The sequence below is a fragment of the Desulfovibrio sp. genome (assembly GCF_009712225.1).
Classification (GTDB): Bacteria; Desulfobacterota; Desulfovibrionia; order Desulfovibrionales; family Desulfovibrionaceae; genus Desulfovibrio.
This window is the reverse complement of record NZ_WASP01000002.1, coordinates 1-18,381: the sequence shown is the minus strand read 5'-3', so window position 1 is coordinate 18,381 and position 18,381 is coordinate 1. Positions and strand designations below refer to the sequence as shown.

The window sequence follows — 18,381 nt, the reverse complement described above, 5'->3', positions numbered from 1 at the left end:
TCAGAACCTGTCCAGTCCGTAGCGTTGCCCAACCAGCCGCTTGAAACGTCGCACCACTTCCAGCGCGTCCTGAAGCAGGTCTTTTTCAAGCGTTGACAGGGTGGCTGTATCCACCTCGTTGTTCAGGGGGGTGCCCCTGCGCACCATCTCAAGGCCAGCGTCAAGCCGCAGGCGCATGAGAAAGGCCAGTGATTCGGCCACGTCGTCGGCAAAGGATTTTTCCAGAATCGATCGCGATGTCAGGGCCTCCAGCCGGTCAAAGGTGTTGGGGGCATCTATGCCCGCCTCCAGCGCGAGCACACGCGCGCCGTGCACTATGGGGAAGATGCCCGCCTTCTTGATGTCGAGCAGTGCGTTTTTTTCGCGGTTGAGCAACTGCCGCCAGAATCCCGTTTCCACCTTGCGGGTGGGAAACTGTTCTATGGGCAGCGCCATGCGCGAATACCACGCGGCATCGTCGGGCAGTACGCCGCGCAGGGCCTGCCTGCACGCCGCCAGCCACGATGCCGGGCCCGACACGGTTTCCGCATCCAGAAAGATGGCCAGATGCATGAGCCCCTCGCCCTGTGTGCTGTTTGCCCAGCCGTGCAGGGTGTGGCCCCACTGGCGCACCGTGTGCCGCCAGAGTGGCTGGTTGACCATCATGCCCCCAGGGCAGGGCGGATACCCCAACTGGAGCATGTGGTGGGTAAAGCTTTCTGCCGATTGTTCCACCTCCTTTTCGTTCAGCCCTTCTGCAAGGATCAGCGCGTTGTCCTGGTCGGTTTTCAGAATCTGTTCACCACGGCCTTCCGAGCCGAGGGCAAGCAGTGAGCTGCCCGCGAATACAGCGGGGGTAGCCACCATCTGCCACAGCCGGGCCATGAGCTGGGTGTTCAGAACCTGAACCAGCCGCGCCAGTTGCGGCGTTTTTATCCCTTGCGTCACCAGGGTTGTTACAAGTGATTCCATGTCCAGCATGGCGGCGCGCAGGTGGTCAAAGGTGGTGGCCGCCTCGAGCTGCCGCGCAATGGACAGGGAATGGTTGGAAAAATAGGAAAGCAGGTCGATGAGCGCCAGAACACCCACGGGCTGCCCTTTGTCCGTCACCACAATACGGTGGATGTTGTGGCGGGTCATGAGCAGCAGTGCGTTGAAAAGGTAGTCGTCCTTTTCGCAGCACAGCAGTGAAAACCGGGCGAACTGGCGCAGAGGGGTCTGGTTGGAAATGCCGTTGGCCACGATCTGGCAAAAATCGCCGGTGGTAAAAATGCCCGTCTGGTATCCGTGGCGCACAAAGATCGACCTGCGGCGGTTTTCCTCCATGCGGCGGGCGGCCTGGGCAATGGTTTCGTCGCCGTCGGCAAATATGGGTGCGCGAAAGCCCGCGTCGCTGATTTTGACCGCAAAGAGGCTCTGCCATTCCCTGCGGTCGCGCGACTGGGCCAGCTGCCCGAGCTTGTCTGAAACCGTGGCAAAAAAGTACGCGCCAAAAAGCGAATTCTTTTCAGTGAGCGCCAGCACCTCGCGCCCGGGGAAAACGCAAAGCAGCACTTCTTCATGCGCCACATACCTGTGGGCGGTTTTGCCTGTGGCCAGCGCGCGGCAGTCAAAGGTTTCGTGCTCGCGGTAGGCCCCCACAACGTCCTCGCCCGACATTTCACGAACAAGCCCTTTCATGACCAGATACAGGGCGTCTACCGGGCTGCCCGAGGCCAGGATTTCCTGCTCGTCGCTGAAGTAGAGAATGTCGGCAGAGGCCGAGAGGGCAGATGCCTCGGCCAGCGTAAGCAGGTCAAAGGGTGGGTGGGTAAGGTCAAAGCGGGTCGTCGGCATGGTTGATCCCATTGCTTTTCGCTGGGTTGGGGCCGGTAGGGCTACCCGCACCTGCTGCCTGTGTACTGCTGTATGGTTAAACAGTATGTCGCATGTAAAAAAGACTGTTCAAACAAATAGCAAACGGTATTTGTGGAAAAATACTTTGTTTAAAACGTTGCGTATGACGTGTGAAATGTTTCCCACTGTCTTGATTGAGCGTGTAATGAATTGTAAAAATTGTTTAATAGTATGAAAATCACTGCAAGTATCCTACAGTTATTTGCAAAAACAGCGCAAGATTTTTTTATTGTAATGAATTTATGTTTGAAATTTTTTTAATAGATTGATTATATGTTCATTTTCAGAAGGCGCAATTTTCCACTATACGGAGTTTGGCAGTGTCACATGCGCCGCATGGCCAATATATTGTGAGGCCCAGTAGCGGTAGCGCTCTGCATTTTTTGCTTTTACGGCAAAGCTCTTGCATTGCCAGTTGCGGGATGGCGAAGGTTAGCGATTGGCGGTTTTGAGCCGCAAACGCAGGAATAGAGCGGATGTTTTGAAATTGAACACCGACAAAGCGTATTTATGCAGTCGGGTTTGTAACGGGCAGACTGAAAAAACTGGGGACTCAGGCGGCAAAAGCGTGGAGCAGGGGCGGGAGTGAGGCCATAACGGAGGGGTATCAACGACAGGCTGGCCGGAATGGGATTGCCTGAAATGGCTAAACTACCAGCGCAGGCGTGTTGCCAGCATTGTATTGAGGGAGCATCAAGGATGTTGTGGCGATGGCAGACGGAGCTCTGGCGCGGGCGGGTGCGAAAGCGCTGCCCTGATCTGCCGTATGAATGAAGAGCGGGTGGGTGGGGTGTGCTGTGAACCCAAAAGCCCACCGAACACCCCACCCTCATGAATAGTCAGGGACACCTGACGGTGTCCCTTAAGTGTGCGCAACAAAAAACGCCCCAGGTCGGGGCGTGTCTTTGTCCGTTACAGCGCCCTAGTAGCGGGGCTGGCGCGGGGCTCTGGGTTTGGCTTCGTTCACGCGCAGCGTGCGACCGCCAAAGCTGAAGTTATCCAGGGCTTCAATGGCGGAATCGGCATCGCCGTCTTCCATTTCCACAAAGCCGAAGCCGCGGGCACGGCCGGTATCCCTGTCGCTGATGAGTTTCACAGACAGGACGTTGCCGTATTCAGCAAAAAGGTCCTGAACCTGTTCTTCATTGGCAGACCAGGGAAGGTTCCCGACATAGATGGACTTAGACATGAAACACCCTCTCAAAAAAAACAATCTTCCCGCGCTTCCGTCCAGTAAAACGTATTACCGGTACGCGGCCCATGGAATATATGGAAACACGCTTTGAAGGGCTTGTCAACGAATCGCTAAAAAAAAGGTGGTATTGTACAAAATTACAAGGAGAAATTCCGTGAAAACCCCATAGGCGTTGGGCTAAACGGCTAAAGGAGAAGCTTTTTTTCAAAGGTTGTGCAAATATTCTCAATATCTGATGGGGGGTACAAATGCCGTGCATGCATGGAACACTGTTGGCATAAACAAGATGCTGTAGAGTGATTTGCATTGCCGATACTTGAATTGGTTGTTCAACCAATATTGAATTGGACAGTTATTGCGTATGAAATAATCACACCAAGGCGGTACAGCATTACACCCTGCATATGCGAAAATTTCTGGCTAGTTATGCAAAAGAGCCGCGCAAAAACCGCTTTAGCGGCCTGTGCACGGCTCGAATTTTTGCCTAGGCTCCGCCCTCCGAGGGCGGGGGCATCCAGTCTGGCGCAATATCTTCAAACGAGGTGTAGGGCGACATGTACATAAGCTCGGCAACACCCACGGGGCCGTTGCGCTGCTTGCCGATAATGATTTCGGCTATGCCCTGGGGAGGCCGGTCGGCGGGTTTCTGGAACTTGTAGACGTCGTCGCGGTACACAAACATGATAACGTCAGCATCCTGTTCGATAGCGCCCGATTCACGAAGGTCAGAGAGCATGGGACGTTTGTCGCTGCGTTCTTCAACCTTGCGGTTAAGCTGCGAAAGCGCCACCACCGGCACGTTCATTTCCTTGGCAAGGCCCTTGAGCGAGCGCGAGATGTCTGAAATTTCCAGTTCGCGCGAGTCGGTTCGGCGGCTGGTGCGCATGAGCTGCAGGTAGTCAACCACCACCATGCCAAGGCCCTTGTCGGCCTTGAGGCGACGGGTACGGGCGCGCAGTTCAAGGGTGGTGAGTGCCGGGGTATCGTCAATAAATATGGGCGCGCGGGCTACCACGTCTGCCGCGTCGTACAGCCGCTGCCAGTCTTCGTCGGTCAACAGCGAAGGACGGCGCAGCTTGGAGAGATCCACCTTGCCCCACACGGCAAGCATGCGCTGCATGAGCTGTTCCTTGCTCATTTCGAGCGAAAAAACAGCCACCGGCACGTTCTGCCGCACAGCGGCATTGAGGGCCATACACATGGAAAAAGCTGTTTTACCCATACTGGGGCGCGCAGCAACAATGATAAGATCTGAGGGCTGCAGGCCCGCAGTCAGCTTGTCGAGGCGGGTATAGCCCGTGGTGACGCCCGTGATGACGTCCTTGGCGTCGGCCAGCTTGGAAAGCTTGTCGAACACGCGCTCCAGCAGCTCACGGGTGGGGGTAAAATCCTTGCCCGAGGTGCGTTGCGAAATGGAAAAAACGGCCTGCTCGGATTCGTCCAGCAGTTCGCCCACCTCGCGCGTGGCGTCATAGCAGTTGACTATGATGCCAGAGCAGGCGTTGATGAGGCTGCGCTGCAGGGATTTGTCGCGTACAATTGTGGCGTAGTATTCTGCATTGGCGCCAGAAACAACGGCCTGGGCCAGTTCGCCCAGATAGACCGCGCCGCCTGCTTCTTCAAGGGCGTTCTGGCTCTTGAGCTGTTCGGCTGTGGCGATGAGGTCGAGCGGGGCCGACTTGCGGTAAAGTTCGAGAAATGCGCGGTAGATGGTAGCGTGAGCGGGTAGATAAAAATCTTCGTCCGTCAGCTGGTCGGCAATGGAGTGCATGAGCTGGGGGCGCATGAATACGCCGCCAAGCACTGCCTGTTCTGCTTCAACGCTGTGCGGGGGCACGCGGCGCAGAATGTCTGATTCGGCTTTTTCGGCACTGTGGGAGTGCGCAGAACGAGACTGGCCGTCTTTGCTGCGGCCCTGCCCAAAAGGCGCGCCCCCGGCCGTGTGGCCGGGGGCAGAATTGCTATCGTTGCGGGAAGCCACGCTAAACCCTATAGGGTGGACTAGGCTTCTTCAGCGGGAGCCGCGACGGGCTCGTCTTCAACGATGGGCTGATGGTCGGAAACCACCTTCACCGGAACCATGGCGATCACGCTGGCGTGCAGACGCACGCGAACGGGGTGTTCGCCAAGGGTGCGGATGGGGGCATCCATAAGAATGCGGCGGCGGTCAACATCCACACCAAGGACGGCAAGGGCGTCGCCTATGATGGTGGTGGTGACGGAGCCGTAAAGCTTGTCGTTGTCGCCCACGTGCATGGGAATGACCACGTCCAGGGCTTCAAGGCGAGCCTGAAGGTCCTGGGCTTCGGCGCGCACGGCATCCATGCGGGCCTGAAGCTTCTTGCGTTCCTGTTCAAAAGCTTTGAGGTTGGCGGGCGAAGCCACCATGGCCAGACCCTGCGGAAGCAGGAAATTGCGACCATAACCAGCTTTCACTTCAACCACATCGCCAAGGCTGCCGAGATTTTCCACGTCGGCGCGAAGTATCAGTTTCATATGCGCCTCCTTAAATGGTGCTCTTTTTCTTGACGCCGGAATCGTGCGTCGCGGTGTAGATGAGCAGGGCCATCTGGCGGGCGCGCTTGATTTCGCGGGTCAGCAGGCGCTGGTGATGAGCGCAGGTGCCGGTGATACGGCGGGCAATGATCTTGCCGCGTTCAGTGATGAAATCGCGCAGGATATCGGCACGCTTGTAATCCAGGGGCAGGTCCTTGTCGGCGCAGAAGCGGCAAAACTTGCGGCGCGGAGCGAACTTTTTCTTAAAAGCCATGTTAGGCAACCTCCCCGGCCACTTCGTCGGCCAGCTTGACGGTCACAAACTTGAAGATGCCGTCGGTAATGCGCACGTTACGTTCAAGCTCGGCGATAAGTTCGGCCGGAGCCTGATACACCAGGCGCACATAGTAGCCGCGCATCAGTTTGCGCACAGGGTAGGCGAGGTCGCGCATGCCCCAATTGTCCACTTCCACCATGACGCCCTTCTCACGCGCGATGATCGCGGTAAGAGCATTGATGATGCCCTCGCGATTGTCGGCGGAAAGCTCCGGGGAAAGGAGCAGCAGGGTTTCAAATTTCCGCATTGGTATTCTCCTTTTGGATTGGCAGCCCACGCCACACGGGGCGCGAGCAAGGAACGAGTCTTATACGTCCGGCAAATGGGCCTGTCAAGCCGAAATTTGCTCTAAAGCCCCTAGCCGTAGACACGCGGGTTCATGCCCCCGAAAAGACACAGAACTTCGTATGAAATCGTGCCCAGAGCATCGGCAATGTCCTGCGGCGTAACCTGGGTCTGGCCTGGGTCGGCTGGTCCACCCACAAGCCAGGCCGTGTCGCCCACGCGTACCGGGGGCAGGCCGGTCACGTCGGCCATGATCATGCCCATGCACACCCGGCCAACCTGCGAAACGCGGCGGCCATTGATAATCATGGCTGTACGGGTAGAGAGCGAGCGGTTGAAGGCGGTGGCGTAGCCAATGGCCACCACGGCAATGGTCGCGGGCTTTGGGGCGGTAAACAGGCGGCCATACGAAACGCTGCGGCCTTCGGCCACCTGACGCACTTCAATAACCGGCGCGCTCACGCTCATGGCCCATTCCAGCCCAAGCCTGTCGCCCTTGTCTTCCCATGTGGTTCCCTTAAAAGGATTGCCACCGTAAAGAGAAATGCCGGGGCGGCAGATTTCGAAGTGCGCTTCTGGGCGGCCAATGGTACCAGCCGTATTGCACAGCGAGCGCTCGATTTCGGGAAAGGCCGCGCGCAGCGCGTCAGACATGGCGGTAAAGCGGCGTACCTGATCCTGGGTGTATGCTTCCTGCTCGGGCACGTCAGCGCACGAAAAGTGCGACAGAACCATGACAGGTTCAAGCCCTTGCGTATTGCGCAAACGGTCGATGACCTGCGGCAGCTCTGCTTCGGAAAAGCCCAGTCGGCCCATGCCGGTTTCGCACTTTATGGCCACGCGCAGGGTGCGGCCCGCGTGGCAGTGAGCCGCCGCGCGTTCAAGCTGGTCAAAGTTGCCCACCACCGGGGTAAGGCCCTGCATCACTGCGCCCTGCCAGTCCACATCGGTAAGCGCGCCCAGCAGGGGCACGATGGTCTGCCGCAAACCGGCATCACGCAGGGCCATGCCCTCAGAAACCGTGCCCACGGCAAAGCGCCGCGCGCCTGCCTCGGCCAGCACGCGTGCCACCGGCACAAGGCCGTGACCGTAAGCATCGGATTTGATGACAGGCATAAGCACCTGCGGGTGCCCCATGCGGCCAAAATTGCGGCGGATGGCTCCCAGATCAATGTGGCACAGCGACGGTGAAAATGTGCAATCGCTCACAGGGAATTCCCCTCGTTTGAACTTTGCTGACGGACGCTCTGCGCGGCAAAGCGCGCACCGCTCATGCGGCAACAGGGGGGCGTTTGTCCTTGCGCATCCCCCCGGCGCAACGGCCCCGGCCCTTGCGCGCAACACCCTACGTTGAAAGGCAGCAACCTTAGCAACATTGCCCCAAAGGCACAACAATTTGCCGCTGGCTGGCGCTGGACCGGGGTTTACGGCCCCTCTTGCGCCGCGAGGCGCTTGCGGATAGTGTGCGCGGCATGTCCCAATCCATATTTACCATCGAACATACCGACGGAGCGGCCCGCGCGGGCGTGCTGCGCACGGCTCATGGCACTATTCCCACGCCTATCTTCATGCCCGTGGGAACCGTGGGTTCGGTCAAGGCACTTGCACCCGATGATCTGGCCGCCATTGGCGCGCCCATTATTCTGGGCAATACCTATCACCTATACCTGCGCCCCGGCGACGAGCTGGTGCACAGGCGCGGGGGGCTGCACAAGTTTGCCTCGTGGCCTGGCTCCATTCTCACGGACAGCGGCGGCTTTCAGGTGTTCAGCCTGAGTTCGCTGCGCAAGATCCGCGAAGAAGGAGTGGAGTTCCGTTCGCATCTCGACGGGTCAAAGCACCTGTTCACGCCTGAAAAAGTGCTGGAAATCCAGCGCAATCTTGATTCTGATATCATGATGGTGCTGGACGAATGCGTGCCCTTTGGCGCGGACTATGCCTATACCGAAAAATCGCTGGCCCTCACCACTCGCTGGGCCAAGCGCGCCATTGACGCCTACCCGCCGGGTTCGGCGCACAATCTGCTTTTTGGCATCACCCAGGGCGGCTTTTACAAAGATCTGCGCGAGCGTTCGGTCAACGAACTGTGCGGTATGGATTTTGACGGTTTTGCCATTGGCGGCCTTTCTGTGGGCGAGCCCAAGGACAAGATGTACGATCTGCTCTACCACACGGCCCCGCTGCTGCCCGGCGAAAAGCCGCGCTACCTCATGGGCGTGGGTACACCGCTGGATATCGTTACGGGCATCCATGCCGGTGTGGACATGTTCGACTGCGTGTTGCCCACCCGCAACGCGCGCAACGGTACGCTTTACACTTCGCTTGGCAAGATCAACATCAAGCGCCGCGAATTTGCCGAAGACGACGGGCCTCTTGATCCCAACTGCCGCTGCTACGCCTGCCGCAATTTTTCGCGGGCCTATCTGCGGCATCTGTACGCCAGCCAGGAGCTGTTGTCGTTCCGCCTCAATTCGTTGCACAACCTTACCTACTACCTTGATCTGGCGCGCAACGCCCGCCAGGCCATTGTGGAATGCCGCTTTATGGACTTTCTGGCAAAGATCACGGCCCTGTATCCAGAAGAAGCCGCCCGCGCGGCTGCTGGCTCATAGCCGCATCTTGCCGCAATTTGCGCAGGGGAGGGAAACCGGGTTTCCTTCCCCTTTCTTTTTCCAGTACCCGCTAGCCGCCCCTGGCCATGCTCATGACCTGCTGTAGCATCTCGGTGAGGTAGGGAATGTTCATGCTGATGATGCGTGCCAGAATCTTGTAAACAACTGCCAGTACAAGACTCGCTCCAATGCTGAAGCCAAGCCCTCTGGCAATGCCGGAGAGGAAGTTCAGCCACAGTATTTTGCCGGTCTTTTGCGAGAGCTTCACGTATTCCGTCAGGCCGGCATTATCCAGCCGCTGGAGCAGAAGTTCCGCCTGCGCCTGTTCTTTTTCGGTGTGGGTATTCATGCAATCCCCTTGCGTTGAAGGATGGCTTTGAGCCTATACGGAACACGTCCAAAAAACAAAAACCCCGCGACTGCTCCATCGCGGGGTTTGAAAATATGGGCAGGGCCCGTGCTGCGCGATAAATCAGGCCTGCAGATGTTCCGGCGTGTATTCGCGCTGTTCGCGACGGCGTACCAGCCACCAGACAAGCAGCGAACCGGCCAGCTTGCTCATGCTCATGGTAACGACCGACCACGGCGTGGCAATGCCGATCATGCCCAGAAACACGATGCTGTCGAGCGGCGCGCCCACAAGGCTCGAGATAAGAATACGCTGCGAAAAGGGGCGGCGGGTAAAGGTATATACGGCCCAGTCGCCCAGTTCGCCCACTGCAAAGGCCGCAGCACTGGCAAGCGCAAGCTGGGGACTGGCCATGAACCAGCTGACCACGCAGCCTACCAGCATGCCCCAGAGCACATGATGGCCCACGCGGCGTTGGGCAAAGTCGCGCACCACAAAAATGAAGCCCACGACGAGTGAAAGCGGCGCCCACATCTCGCCATTGGGCAGCGGGATGAGCGGCGTGACAGAAAAGGCGAAGTTAACGCCAACGATGAGTGTAATGTAGGTCAACAGGCTGAACATGCGCGGCACAGTAAGCATTGGCGCGGGTCTCGTCAAGCAAGGCAAATCCGGTTCGCCGCCCGATTTTCTATCTCCAGATAAGTATAATAATGATGCGCTGTTCGCGTTGCTGTGTGCGGGACAGGTAACATGCCCAGGACAGGTCGTGGGTATTCCCTTGGCTTTCCATTGATATTTGGGGGGGCATTTCACCGGGTTGAACCGTGAGGGAGCAGGGCGTGCCGTGTGCTGCGTCTTGACCGCAGAGCGCGGATGTGGGACAGAAAGCCAGTTATAGTATGTTTCTAGAGTAGCCTTACTCTGATTGTGCCGGGCGAGAGCGCAAATCCTATGCCCGCCCGAATGCGGAAGCGCAATTTCTTTAAGATGTTAGCCCGCAGAGGGCGGCTTTTGGCGTGTTTGCGTATCCGCGCCCTGCAATTGCCAAGAATTATTCCGTCGCAAGGTCGGCGGTAGAGGCTGGATGCTTCCAGCCGGGAGAAAGAATGTCGGATCAGAACTATCGTTGCGGTTGGGTGGCGCTTATGGGGCCGCCCAATGCGGGCAAATCCACCCTGTTGAACGCCCTGCTCGGTCAAAAGGTTACCATTGTCACGCCCAAGCCGCAGACAACGCGCAACCAGATTGTGGGTATTCTTACGGATGAAAACGCCCAGGTTATTTTTATGGATACGCCAGGCCTTGCCCAGGTGCGCGGCAGACTGAGCAAAACCATGCTCCAGGCCGTGTGGCAAAGCCTTGCCCAGGCCGAAGTCATCATGCCCGTGCTTGATGCGCATCTGTACATCCGCCACCCCGAATTTCTGGAGCGCGACCTCGCGCCCCTTGCCAAGGCCCTGTCGAGCGACGAGCGCCCCATGATTGTGGTGATCAACAAGGTTGACCTGTTCTCTGACAAAAGCCGCATGTTGCCGCTTTTGACGCGTCTGAGCGAGATGTGGCCCAAGGCGGAAATTTTCCCCACGTCGGCCCTGAACAAGGACGGCCTGCCGGAGCTTGCAAAGCTTATCCGCTCCAAGTTGCCCGCCGCACCCGCGCAGTTCCCCGAAGACCAGATTTCTACCGCGCCCCTGCGCTTCATGACGGCAGAAATCGTGCGCGAAAAGCTGTTTCTGCACCTGCGTCAGGAAGTGCCGTATTCTGTGGCCGTTGACGTGGAAAGCTGGCAGGAAGACGAAGAACGCGGCCAGACTGTCATTCATGCCGTTATCTATGTGGCCCGGCCCATGCACAAGGCCATGGTCATTGGCCGCGCGGGCGCGTCCATCAAACAGATAGGCATTGATGCCCGTAAGGAAATTCAGGACCTGGTGGGCGGCAAGGTGCATCTTGAACTGTGGGTCAAGGTGCGCGAGCACTGGACCGAAGACGCGGCCTTCCTGCGCGAGCTTGGCCTGATGGCGGAGTAGGCATGGGCGACACTCTGCTGCAGGAACGCTACACGCGGGTGCTTGACCGGCTGGATGCGGCCTGCGCCGCTGCCGGGCGGTCGCGCCAGAGCGTGAGGCTCATTGCTGTTTCAAAACTGCATCCGGCGGAATCGCTGGCCGTGGTGGCCGCCGCCGGGCAGATTGATTTTGGCGAAAATTACGTTCAGGAAGCCCTGCAAAAAAGGCAGGACCTGACCGCAGACCCGGCCACGGCAGAGCTGTGCGCGGGTATTCGCTGGCACATGATAGGCCACGTGCAAAGCCGCAAGGCCCAGCTGGTGGCGGGGGCCTTCAGCCTTGTGCACACGCTTGATTCACGCAAGCTTGCCGACGCCATGGAACGGCGGCTGGTGGAGCTCAATGCCCGCCAGCCTGTGCTGTTTGAGGTAAATGTTGGTGGTGAATCGCAAAAATCTGGTGTGATGTCTGCAGATTTGCCGGAATTGGCCGATTATGTACTTGAGCATTGTCCGCATCTGGATGTGCAGGGCCTCATGTGCCTGCCCCCGGTGTTTGACGCGGGCGATGCGGCGCGGCCCCATTTTGCCCATCTGCGGGAGCTGCGCGACATGTTGTGCACCCGCCTGGGGCTGCCCCTGCCCGAACTTTCCATGGGCATGAGCGGCGATTTTGAAGGCGCGGTGGCCGAAGGGGCCACCATGGTGCGCATTGGTACGGATATTTTCGGGCCGCGTCCTGCCAGAGTATGACAGCTTTGGCATAAAGCCTGCTACAAGGGCTTGAGCGGTTCGCGTTCTTGACCCCACAATGTCGGTGGAGTGCGTATGGCGGCCAAAGAAAAGGAATCAAAGGCCCTGCCGGAAGGGCAGGCGGAAAATCCCAAAAAGCCTTCCAGGGTCAAACGTATCGTCATTATTTTGGCGATCCTGCTCATTACCTTGAGCGGTGCGGGCATTGGTGCTTACTGGTGGTTTTTTATACGCACGCCTTCCGTGTCCAGCGCTGTGCCGCATGATGCCCCTGCTGGTGAGGCCGCCAAGGGAGCGCCCGGCGGCGCTGGCGGCACTGCTGGTGCTGGCGGTGGTCATGGTGGCGCAGCTGGCGCTGCCGGTGGTGCTGACGGGCGTATCGAGCGGCAAAGCGATCTGCCGCGCAGCAGCGGGCAGGTACTGCCTCTGCCGCCCATTACGGTAAATATTTCTGATCCTACGGGGCGTCGCTATCTCAAGCTGGGCATGGAAGTAGAGGTCAACGCCGATGTTTCTGCCGCCCTGCAGGCCAACAGCCCCAGAATACGCGACGCCATCATCATGCTGCTGGCGGGCAAGACCTTTAACGACATTTCTACGCCCGACGGCAAGGTGCTGCTGAAGGCCGAAGTGGCCGCGCGCCTTAACCAGATTTTGGGCGCGCAAAGGGTTATACGCGTATATTTTACTGATTTTGTTGTAGAATAACAGTGGCAAACGCGGCGCAAAGGGGCAGTGCGGCCTTGGCGCAACCGCTGGTTCCATATGTCGGCTTGACGGCTGTGCCCGGTTGGGTGCCAGCCTTCCGCAGCGCGGCTGCATATTTTGGCGGCTCGCGCCGGAACAGAGAATGAGGTGACCTATGTCGCAGGAAGATCAAGAAGCCTTGGCGGCCCAGTGGGCTGCGCAACTGGAAGACGAGGCCAATGCGGCAGAACCCGCTGCGGCTCCGGAAGCGCCTGCTGGCGGCGCGCTGGACGAGGAAGCTCTGGCGGCCCAGTGGGCCGAATCGTTGGCTGCCGATGAAGAAGACAAGGGGCCTGCCTCGTTTGGCGGCGCTGGCGCAGGCTTTGGCGGTCAGGCGGTGGACGCGCATTTTCAGGATATGACCGAGATGGCGCGCCAGCCCAAGGACAGCAAGCTCAAGCGCGAGCTCGACTTTATTCTGGATATTCCGCTGGATGTTTCCGCAGAGCTTGGCCGCACACGTCTGCTCATCAACGAGCTGCTGCAGCTGGGCCAGGGGTCGGTGGTTGAGCTCAACAAGCTGGCTGGCGAACCTCTTGAAGTCTACGTCAACGGCAAACTGGTGGCGCGCGGCGAGGCCGTGGTCATCAACGAAAAGTTTGGCGTGCGTCTTACGGATATCATCAGCCCCATTGAAAGGGTGAAGCAGCTTGGCTAGCCTGCCCATACTGCTTGCCGCTGCCGAAGGCGGCCTTGCTGGCAGCGCCGTGCGCGGTACTGTAGGCGGTGCCGTGGGCACTGTAGCGCAGGAGGCCGCCACCGCTGTGGCCGAGCCGGTGACGGCGCTGGGGCAGTCTTCTTTTTCATGGGGCAGCTACATTCAGGCCGTGGGCATACTGTTTTTGCTGGTTGCCATAATGTGGCTGGCCGTGTGGCTGGCGCGGCGCTTTGGCAAGTTCAACTTTCTGCCGCGCCCCGGGTCGCTGCCGCGAGACGCTCTGGTCATGGAGGCACAGCTGCCTCTGGGGCCGCGTAAGGGCTTGATGGTGGTACGCTTCTTGAATAAAAGGTTGCTGCTGGGGGTTACAGACCAGCAGATTACCCTACTGACCGAGGAGCAGGCAAAGCATGAGCCAGAAAATGCCGATTTTCAGCAAGTCATGGAAGAAGCCCGTCGCGGCGCTGGCGGCAGCTAGCCTTATATCCGTTCTTTTGCCTGCGGTGGCCATGGCCGCCCAGGATCTGGCCATGCCCACCATGCAGCTTACCCTGGCCGGGGGAGCGCAATCGCCTGAAAAGGTATCTGTGCTGCTGGAAATCCTTTTTCTGCTCACAGTGCTTTCAGTGGCTCCGGCCATTATGCTCACGGTCACCAGCTTTACCCGCATCATCATCGTTTTCAGCTTCTTGCGGCAGGCCATGGGCGTGCAGCAGCTGCCCCCCACCCAGATTCTTGCCAGTCTTGCCATTTTTATGACGGTGGTCATCATGTACCCCGTGGGCAAGCAGATCAACGACAATGCCCTGCAACCCTATCTGGCCGAGCAGATCGACTACAAGGTGGCGCTCGACCGTGCCCAGGGGCCACTGCGCACGTTTATGTTCAAGCACACGCGCGAAAAAGACCTTTCGGTTTTTTATTCCATAAGCAAGATCGAAGCGCCGCGCAGCAAGGAGGAAGTGCCTACCATGCTGCTGGCCGCCGCCTATGTTATCAGCGAGCTCAAAACCGCTTTTACCATTGGCTTTCTCATCTACATTCCCTTTCTGGTACTGGATATGGTCATTTCAAGCGTGCTGCTTGCCATGGGCATGATGATGCTGCCGCCCATGATGGTATCCATGCCCTTCAAACTGCTGCTTTTTGTTATGGTGGACGGCTGGAATCTGTTGGTCGGTTCTCTGGTGAACAGTTTTCTGCTCTGACCGGAGGTATGCGCGTCGCTTTGGCCCTGTTTTTGCTTAAGGGGTATAGCGTTTAGCACACCGTCAAATTTCAGGAGTAGCCCATGTCCCCAGATTTTGTCATTGGTTTCGGTCGTCAGGCCATTGAGCTTTGTCTGATGATGGCACTGCCCATGCTGGGCGTTGGGCTGGGTGTGGGTGTGCTTGTGAGCGTTATTCAGGCCGCCACCCAGATTCAGGAAATGACACTTACCTTTATCCCCAAGGTTGTGTGCATGTTTCTGGCACTGCTGATGGCACTGCCCTGGCTTATGGAACGCATGATTACCTTTACGCGCGACGTTTTCATCAATATTCCCATATATATCCGCTAAAGGCGTCTCTGGTCTGCCCCGGCTGACCTCAAAAAAACTGACTGAGACATCACATTTTTGACCCGCCCTGCCATGCTGCGCACCGCGCACTGGCAGGGCGGGTTTTTGCGTTATGGTGGCGAGCATGTGGCAGGTGAGGAGGACTGCAGCAGGAGGAACTGGTGTTTTCTGTTGTGTGGGTGTTGTGACGGTTAAGATTCGACTGCAATATCTACAGTAGAGCGGAAGTTATGACTGTATAAATTAACTCTAGTGATAATCTAGAGAAAATTTAGTAAGTGTTTTGCTTGTAATAAAAAAGGAAGCGCAGTTGCGCTTCCTTTTTTATTACGTCAAGGGCTTGTCTAAAAGCTGTAAATGGGGCCAATTGTGTTGGCGTGCTTTTTGCTTTTGGATTTGCTGAGTCATGGAACCGTCATGAATCAGAATTTTTTGCCTGATGTGCGGCGGCAAGACCCAGCAGTACAGCTCCAGCCTGGGCCACGTTGAGCGAATCGAACGAGCGGGCAAGCGGGATGCGCAACATGTGCGCACAACGCTTGGCAACGCCGGGGCGCAGCCCTTTGTCTTCGTTGCCCAGCACCAGTACGGCGGGTAGCTGCATGGGCTCGTCAAAGGCGTTGAGGCTCGCAGGGCCATCGCCGCCAGCGCCGTAAATGGTCAGGCCAGCTTCTTCGGCGCTGTCGAGGGCGTGCCCCAGGTTGGTTACGCGGGTGACAGGCAGTTTTTCCAGCGCTCCTGCGGCGGCTCTACGGGCTGCGGGGCCAAGGTAGGCGCTGTTGTGCTGGGGCAAAATGATGCCTGCGCCGCCAAGGGCATAGAGTGTGCGGCAGATTGTGCCCACGTTGCCGGGGTCTTGCACCTGGTCGAGAGCCACTATGAGCGGCAGGGGAGCATTGGCCACCCCAGTCAGCAGGTCGGCAAGCTCGGTAAAGCCAGTGGCTGCAAGACGGGCCACAACGCCCTGGTGCGACACGCTGTCACGGCCGTGACGGCCACCCTGGCTGGCTTGCCCGCCAGCGCGGCACAGGCGGTCGAGAGCCACCTGGTCCACCAGGCTGAAGCGCACATTGTGTTGGCGGCAGAGGTTCAGCACCTCTTGCGCGTCGGGACCGCGCAGACCTTTTTTGCAGAAGACGCAGTCTATGCGCTGTGGATCGCTGGAGAGCAGCTCCAGCACGGGCTTGAGGCCCGGCAGCAGCGGGGCTTCTTCGGTTTCGTTATGCATACGCGCCTCCGGGCTGTGTGCGTTGGCCGCCAGGCGGCCATTATTGAATGGAGCGGTTTGTGCGGCAAAGGCCTGCACTAAAGGAATTTATGTGATATTGTGCGCGGTTGCGCATGTGTGTGGGCTGTTTGCAATCCATGCCGTGTAGCAGCGCACTGGTAAAGCAGCGGTGGCCCATGGCGGCTGTGTACGCATCTTCCCGGCAGATGGCAAGCCGGGGCGGCAAAAGGGGAGGAAACATATGGTTGCGGCATCAGACTCGAACAGAGCGGCAATGGCAAGACTGGGTATCGTGGCTGTTGTCTTGTGCCTGATGCTTGCCGGGGGGTGTGCCTCGCGGCAGGGGGGCGATTCCGGGAAGGGTCTTTCCATGTCGGTGCCGGAGGAGGACACTTCTCCGCCGCTTACCGCCTCTGAAACCGCCGCCCTGAATACCACTGGTCAGGTGGACAGGAACATCCCCGAAAGCGCCATGTCTGACGTAACTCGCCAGTATAAATACTTTTTGCGTAAAGGCCGCCCCACCATGAGCGCGTCGTCCAAAAGGGCGGAGCAGTTTCTGGCGTATGCCAAAAGGGTGTTCCGTTCGCGTGGCATGCCCGAAGACCTGGCCTATCTTGCCATTGTTGAAAGCGGCTACCGAAGCGAGGTCCGCTCGCCCGCCGGAGCTGCCGGGGCCTGGCAGTTTATGCCTTACACGGGGCAAAAGTATGGTCTGAACCAGGATTGGTGGACAGACGAGCGCCTCGACCCCTTTAAATCAACTGAAGCAGCGGCAGACTATCTGCAAAAGCTCTATGGTGATTTTGGCGACTGGCCCACGGCCATTGCCGCCTATAATGCCGGCGAAGGCAAGATTGGCCGCGCCAAGCAGGGCACTGGCGGGCGTGACTTTTTTGAGATCAAGTCTCGCAATCACATGCTTGACGACAAGGCGCAGCTGCGGGATGAAACCAAGCAGTACGTGCCCCGCTATCTTGCCGTCACCAAGATTATGCGCAACCTGCCTCAGCTTGGTTTTGATCCCATTCATCCCGACAACGCGCCCGGTGTGCTGCGCCTGAATGCAAAGCCCGGTACCGATCTTGCGGGCATGGCGCGCGCCTGCCGCATGGACATGGACGAATTTTCGGCCTTCAACAGGCACCACAAGCGCCCCATGACCGATACCAGCCGTAGTACATATATATATGTGCCCGCTGGTCGCGAGCGCGAGGCCCGTGCCTATCTGGCTTCGCCTCAGTGTGCGCCTTACGCTGGGTGGGGGCAGAGCACTGTGGCCACGAACGCCGATTCCTGGGACAAGATCAGCCGTCGGTGCGGCGTATCCGTTGCAACGTTGCGGGCGGCCAATCCCGGCAATCCGTATTTGAAGACAGGCGAAACGGTTCTGGTGCCCCGATCGGTCAATATGTCGGCTCAGGCTGTGGCCGCACTCGATGCCAAACCTGCCAAAGGGCAGGAAAAGGGCGGCAAGGGGTCACGAAACTCCGTCGAGCGCGAACCGCAGGGTGCCAGCGCCCGAGTGGTGGCGGCAGACGACGGGCCGCGCCATACACTGCGGCCCGACGAAACGCTCAGCTCTGTGGCGCTCAAATACGGCGTGAGCGTGCAGGATCTGCAAAAGCAGAACGGCATTGCCGATCCGCACAAGGTGTTCGCAGGAATGGTGCTGCGCATTCCCGGCAAGGGACATTCGCCGGTTACCCCTGCACCAGCCACTGTTGCTGGGCGCACTGTGGTAGCTGGCCCCGATGGCCGCGTGGGTGGCAAGCAGGATAAAGACAAGCCAGGCAAGGCTGCCAAGGGCGGCAAAACCTACACCGTGCAGGCCAATGACACTCTGTGGAAGATTGCCCGCACCTATAATGTGAGCGTGGACGATCTCAAGCGCTGGAACGGCGTGGATGAGAAAAACCTGCGCACCGGTTCCCGGCTGGTGGTGGAGCAATAAGCCAAATTCCGCGCCCAGAGCGGCTTTGCGCTACATAGCCAGAATAAGTCTGAAAAGATTCACTCTTGATGCTTGACAGGGGAGCTGCTTTAAGGCAATTTGCCCCCTCGCGACAAGGGAAAACGTTTCACGGAAACGCAAGCGAAATGAAATTTCGCGGAAACGAAAAAAACGGTTGACTCCTGAAGCAAAGGGGAGCATAAACGCTCCTCGCGATTGAAGAAAACGACTGCTTCCCACGGCGAAACAAAAAGTTTCGCAAAACGGAAAAAAGTGGTTGACTTCAAAAGCAAAGGGGAGCATAAACGCTCCTCGCGATT

General features: G+C 58.3%; 20 protein-coding genes. 9 read left to right on the top strand and 11 right to left on the bottom strand.

Going from position 1 to position 18,381, the window contains the following annotated elements; translation table 11 throughout:
- The 7 genes from F8N36_RS00515 to alr form a co-directional block, all read right to left on the bottom strand.
- Complete coding sequence (locus F8N36_RS00515; RefSeq protein WP_291330796.1) at positions 1 to 1,815, bottom strand: putative nucleotidyltransferase substrate binding domain-containing protein; 1,815 nt, start codon at positions 1,813 to 1,815, stop codon at positions 1 to 3.
- Between the two features lie 982 nt (positions 1,816 to 2,797).
- Positions 2,798 to 3,064 (bottom strand): RNA-binding protein, encoded by a 267-nt coding sequence (locus F8N36_RS00510; protein WP_291330795.1) that lies wholly within the window; start codon positions 3,062 to 3,064, stop codon positions 2,798 to 2,800.
- Between the two features lie 490 nt (positions 3,065 to 3,554).
- A complete protein-coding gene (gene dnaB / locus F8N36_RS00505; protein WP_366247017.1) occupies positions 3,555 to 4,916 on the bottom strand; it encodes a replicative DNA helicase in 1,362 nt (453 codons plus the stop codon).
- Positions 4,917 to 5,071: 155 nt separating this feature from the next.
- Positions 5,072 to 5,566, bottom strand: a complete 495-nt coding sequence (rplI, locus tag F8N36_RS00500) for a 50S ribosomal protein L9 (protein WP_291330793.1) — start codon at positions 5,564 to 5,566, stop codon at positions 5,072 to 5,074.
- 10 nt (positions 5,567 to 5,576) lie between these two features.
- On the bottom strand, positions 5,577 to 5,840 hold the full coding sequence (rpsR, locus tag F8N36_RS00495; RefSeq protein ID WP_022659828.1) for a 30S ribosomal protein S18: 264 nt from the start codon (positions 5,838 to 5,840) through the stop codon (positions 5,577 to 5,579).
- 1 nt (position 5,841) lies between these two features.
- Positions 5,842 to 6,150 (bottom strand): 30S ribosomal protein S6, encoded by a 309-nt coding sequence (gene rpsF, locus F8N36_RS00490; RefSeq protein ID WP_291330792.1) that lies wholly within the window; start codon positions 6,148 to 6,150, stop codon positions 5,842 to 5,844.
- Positions 6,151 to 6,260: 110 nt separating this feature from the next.
- The gene (gene alr / locus F8N36_RS00485) at positions 6,261 to 7,397 is read right to left on the bottom strand and encodes an alanine racemase (protein ID WP_291330791.1); all 1,137 of its coding nucleotides are present in this window, start codon (positions 7,395 to 7,397) and stop codon (positions 6,261 to 6,263) included.
- Positions 7,398 to 7,660: 263 nt separating this feature from the next.
- On the opposite strand from alr, the gene tgt reads away from it, so the two are divergent.
- A complete protein-coding gene (tgt, locus tag F8N36_RS00480) occupies positions 7,661 to 8,800 on the top strand; it encodes a tRNA guanosine(34) transglycosylase Tgt (RefSeq protein ID WP_291330790.1) in 1,140 nt (379 codons plus the stop codon).
- Between the two features lie 70 nt (positions 8,801 to 8,870).
- Here tgt and F8N36_RS00475 read toward each other — a convergent pair whose 3' ends face one another.
- Together F8N36_RS00475 and F8N36_RS00470 are read right to left on the bottom strand one after the other, a co-directional pair.
- Positions 8,871 to 9,149 carry a DUF5665 domain-containing protein gene (locus F8N36_RS00475; RefSeq protein WP_291330789.1) on the bottom strand — a complete coding sequence of 93 codons (279 nt, stop codon included), beginning with the start codon at positions 9,147 to 9,149 and terminating at the stop codon, positions 8,871 to 8,873.
- A 123-nt stretch (positions 9,150 to 9,272) separates the two neighbouring features.
- Positions 9,273 to 9,791: a VUT family protein gene (locus F8N36_RS00470; protein WP_291330788.1), complete on the bottom strand. Its 519-nt coding sequence runs from the start codon at positions 9,789 to 9,791 to the stop codon at positions 9,273 to 9,275.
- A gap of 467 nt (positions 9,792 to 10,258) precedes the next feature.
- Between F8N36_RS00470 and era the strand changes: the two genes are divergently transcribed.
- From era to fliQ, 7 genes are all read left to right on the top strand, one after another.
- Positions 10,259 to 11,182 carry a GTPase Era gene (era, locus tag F8N36_RS00465; RefSeq protein ID WP_291330787.1) on the top strand — a complete coding sequence of 308 codons (924 nt, stop codon included), beginning with the start codon at positions 10,259 to 10,261 and terminating at the stop codon, positions 11,180 to 11,182.
- Positions 11,183 to 11,184: 2 nt separating this feature from the next.
- Complete coding sequence (locus F8N36_RS00460) at positions 11,185 to 11,913, top strand: YggS family pyridoxal phosphate-dependent enzyme (protein WP_291330786.1); 729 nt, start codon at positions 11,185 to 11,187, stop codon at positions 11,911 to 11,913.
- Positions 11,914 to 11,988: 75 nt separating this feature from the next.
- Positions 11,989 to 12,621 carry a flagellar basal body-associated FliL family protein gene (locus F8N36_RS00455; RefSeq protein ID WP_291330785.1) on the top strand — a complete coding sequence of 211 codons (633 nt, stop codon included), beginning with the start codon at positions 11,989 to 11,991 and terminating at the stop codon, positions 12,619 to 12,621.
- 154 nt (positions 12,622 to 12,775) lie between these two features.
- A complete protein-coding gene (gene fliN / locus F8N36_RS00450) occupies positions 12,776 to 13,318 on the top strand; it encodes a flagellar motor switch protein FliN (protein WP_291330784.1) in 543 nt (180 codons plus the stop codon).
- The gene (fliO, locus tag F8N36_RS00445) at positions 13,311 to 13,796 is read left to right on the top strand and encodes a flagellar biosynthetic protein FliO (protein ID WP_291330783.1); all 486 of its coding nucleotides are present in this window, start codon (positions 13,311 to 13,313) and stop codon (positions 13,794 to 13,796) included. The genes fliN and fliO overlap by 8 nt, the downstream gene beginning before the upstream one ends.
- 31 nt (positions 13,797 to 13,827) lie before the next feature.
- The gene (gene fliP / locus F8N36_RS00440) at positions 13,828 to 14,526 is read left to right on the top strand and encodes a flagellar type III secretion system pore protein FliP (RefSeq protein ID WP_291330887.1); all 699 of its coding nucleotides are present in this window, start codon (positions 13,828 to 13,830) and stop codon (positions 14,524 to 14,526) included.
- A gap of 83 nt (positions 14,527 to 14,609) precedes the next feature.
- Positions 14,610 to 14,879 carry a flagellar biosynthesis protein FliQ gene (fliQ, locus tag F8N36_RS00435; RefSeq protein ID WP_291330782.1) on the top strand — a complete coding sequence of 90 codons (270 nt, stop codon included), beginning with the start codon at positions 14,610 to 14,612 and terminating at the stop codon, positions 14,877 to 14,879.
- A gap of 415 nt (positions 14,880 to 15,294) precedes the next feature.
- Here the strand turns inward: fliQ and F8N36_RS00430 are convergent, their stop codons facing one another.
- Positions 15,295 to 16,107: an RNA methyltransferase gene (locus F8N36_RS00430; protein WP_291330781.1), complete on the bottom strand. Its 813-nt coding sequence runs from the start codon at positions 16,105 to 16,107 to the stop codon at positions 15,295 to 15,297.
- Between the two features lie 274 nt (positions 16,108 to 16,381).
- On the opposite strand from F8N36_RS00430, the gene F8N36_RS00425 reads away from it, so the two are divergent.
- Positions 16,382 to 18,061: a lytic transglycosylase domain-containing protein gene (locus F8N36_RS00425; protein WP_291330780.1), complete on the top strand. Its 1,680-nt coding sequence runs from the start codon at positions 16,382 to 16,384 to the stop codon at positions 18,059 to 18,061.
- A 30-nt stretch (positions 18,062 to 18,091) separates the two neighbouring features.
- On the opposite strand, the gene F8N36_RS00420 is transcribed toward F8N36_RS00425, so the two are convergent.
- On the bottom strand, positions 18,092 to 18,381 hold a 290-nt coding region (locus F8N36_RS00420), incomplete at its 5' end, for a hypothetical protein (protein ID WP_291330779.1).

Coding starts and splice junctions, on each gene's coding strand:
- era (WP_291330787.1), top strand. CDS start 10,259: ATGTCGGATCAGAACTATCGTTGCGGTTGGGTGGCGCTTATGGGGCCG.
- fliQ (WP_291330782.1), top strand. CDS start 14,610: ATGTCCCCAGATTTTGTCATTGGTTTCGGTCGTCAGGCCATTGAGCTT.
- F8N36_RS00460 (WP_291330786.1), top strand. CDS start 11,185: ATGGGCGACACTCTGCTGCAGGAACGCTACACGCGGGTGCTTGACCGG.
- F8N36_RS00470 (WP_291330788.1), bottom strand. CDS start 9,791: ATGCTTACTGTGCCGCGCATGTTCAGCCTGTTGACCTACATTACACTC.
- F8N36_RS00430 (WP_291330781.1), bottom strand. CDS start 16,107: ATGCATAACGAAACCGAAGAAGCCCCGCTGCTGCCGGGCCTCAAGCCC.
- F8N36_RS00475 (WP_291330789.1), bottom strand. CDS start 9,149: ATGAATACCCACACCGAAAAAGAACAGGCGCAGGCGGAACTTCTGCTC.
- rpsF (WP_291330792.1), bottom strand. CDS start 6,150: ATGCGGAAATTTGAAACCCTGCTGCTCCTTTCCCCGGAGCTTTCCGCC.
- rpsR (WP_022659828.1), bottom strand. CDS start 5,840: ATGGCTTTTAAGAAAAAGTTCGCTCCGCGCCGCAAGTTTTGCCGCTTC.
- F8N36_RS00425 (WP_291330780.1), top strand. CDS start 16,382: ATGGCAAGACTGGGTATCGTGGCTGTTGTCTTGTGCCTGATGCTTGCC.
- fliN (WP_291330784.1), top strand. CDS start 12,776: ATGTCGCAGGAAGATCAAGAAGCCTTGGCGGCCCAGTGGGCTGCGCAA.
- fliP (WP_291330887.1), top strand. CDS start 13,828: ATGGCCGCCCAGGATCTGGCCATGCCCACCATGCAGCTTACCCTGGCC.
- F8N36_RS00510 (WP_291330795.1), bottom strand. CDS start 3,064: ATGTCTAAGTCCATCTATGTCGGGAACCTTCCCTGGTCTGCCAATGAA.
- F8N36_RS00455 (WP_291330785.1), top strand. CDS start 11,989: ATGGCGGCCAAAGAAAAGGAATCAAAGGCCCTGCCGGAAGGGCAGGCG.
- tgt (WP_291330790.1), top strand. CDS start 7,661: ATGTCCCAATCCATATTTACCATCGAACATACCGACGGAGCGGCCCGC.
- F8N36_RS00515 (WP_291330796.1), bottom strand. CDS start 1,815: ATGCCGACGACCCGCTTTGACCTTACCCACCCACCCTTTGACCTGCTT.
- rplI (WP_291330793.1), bottom strand. CDS start 5,566: ATGAAACTGATACTTCGCGCCGACGTGGAAAATCTCGGCAGCCTTGGC.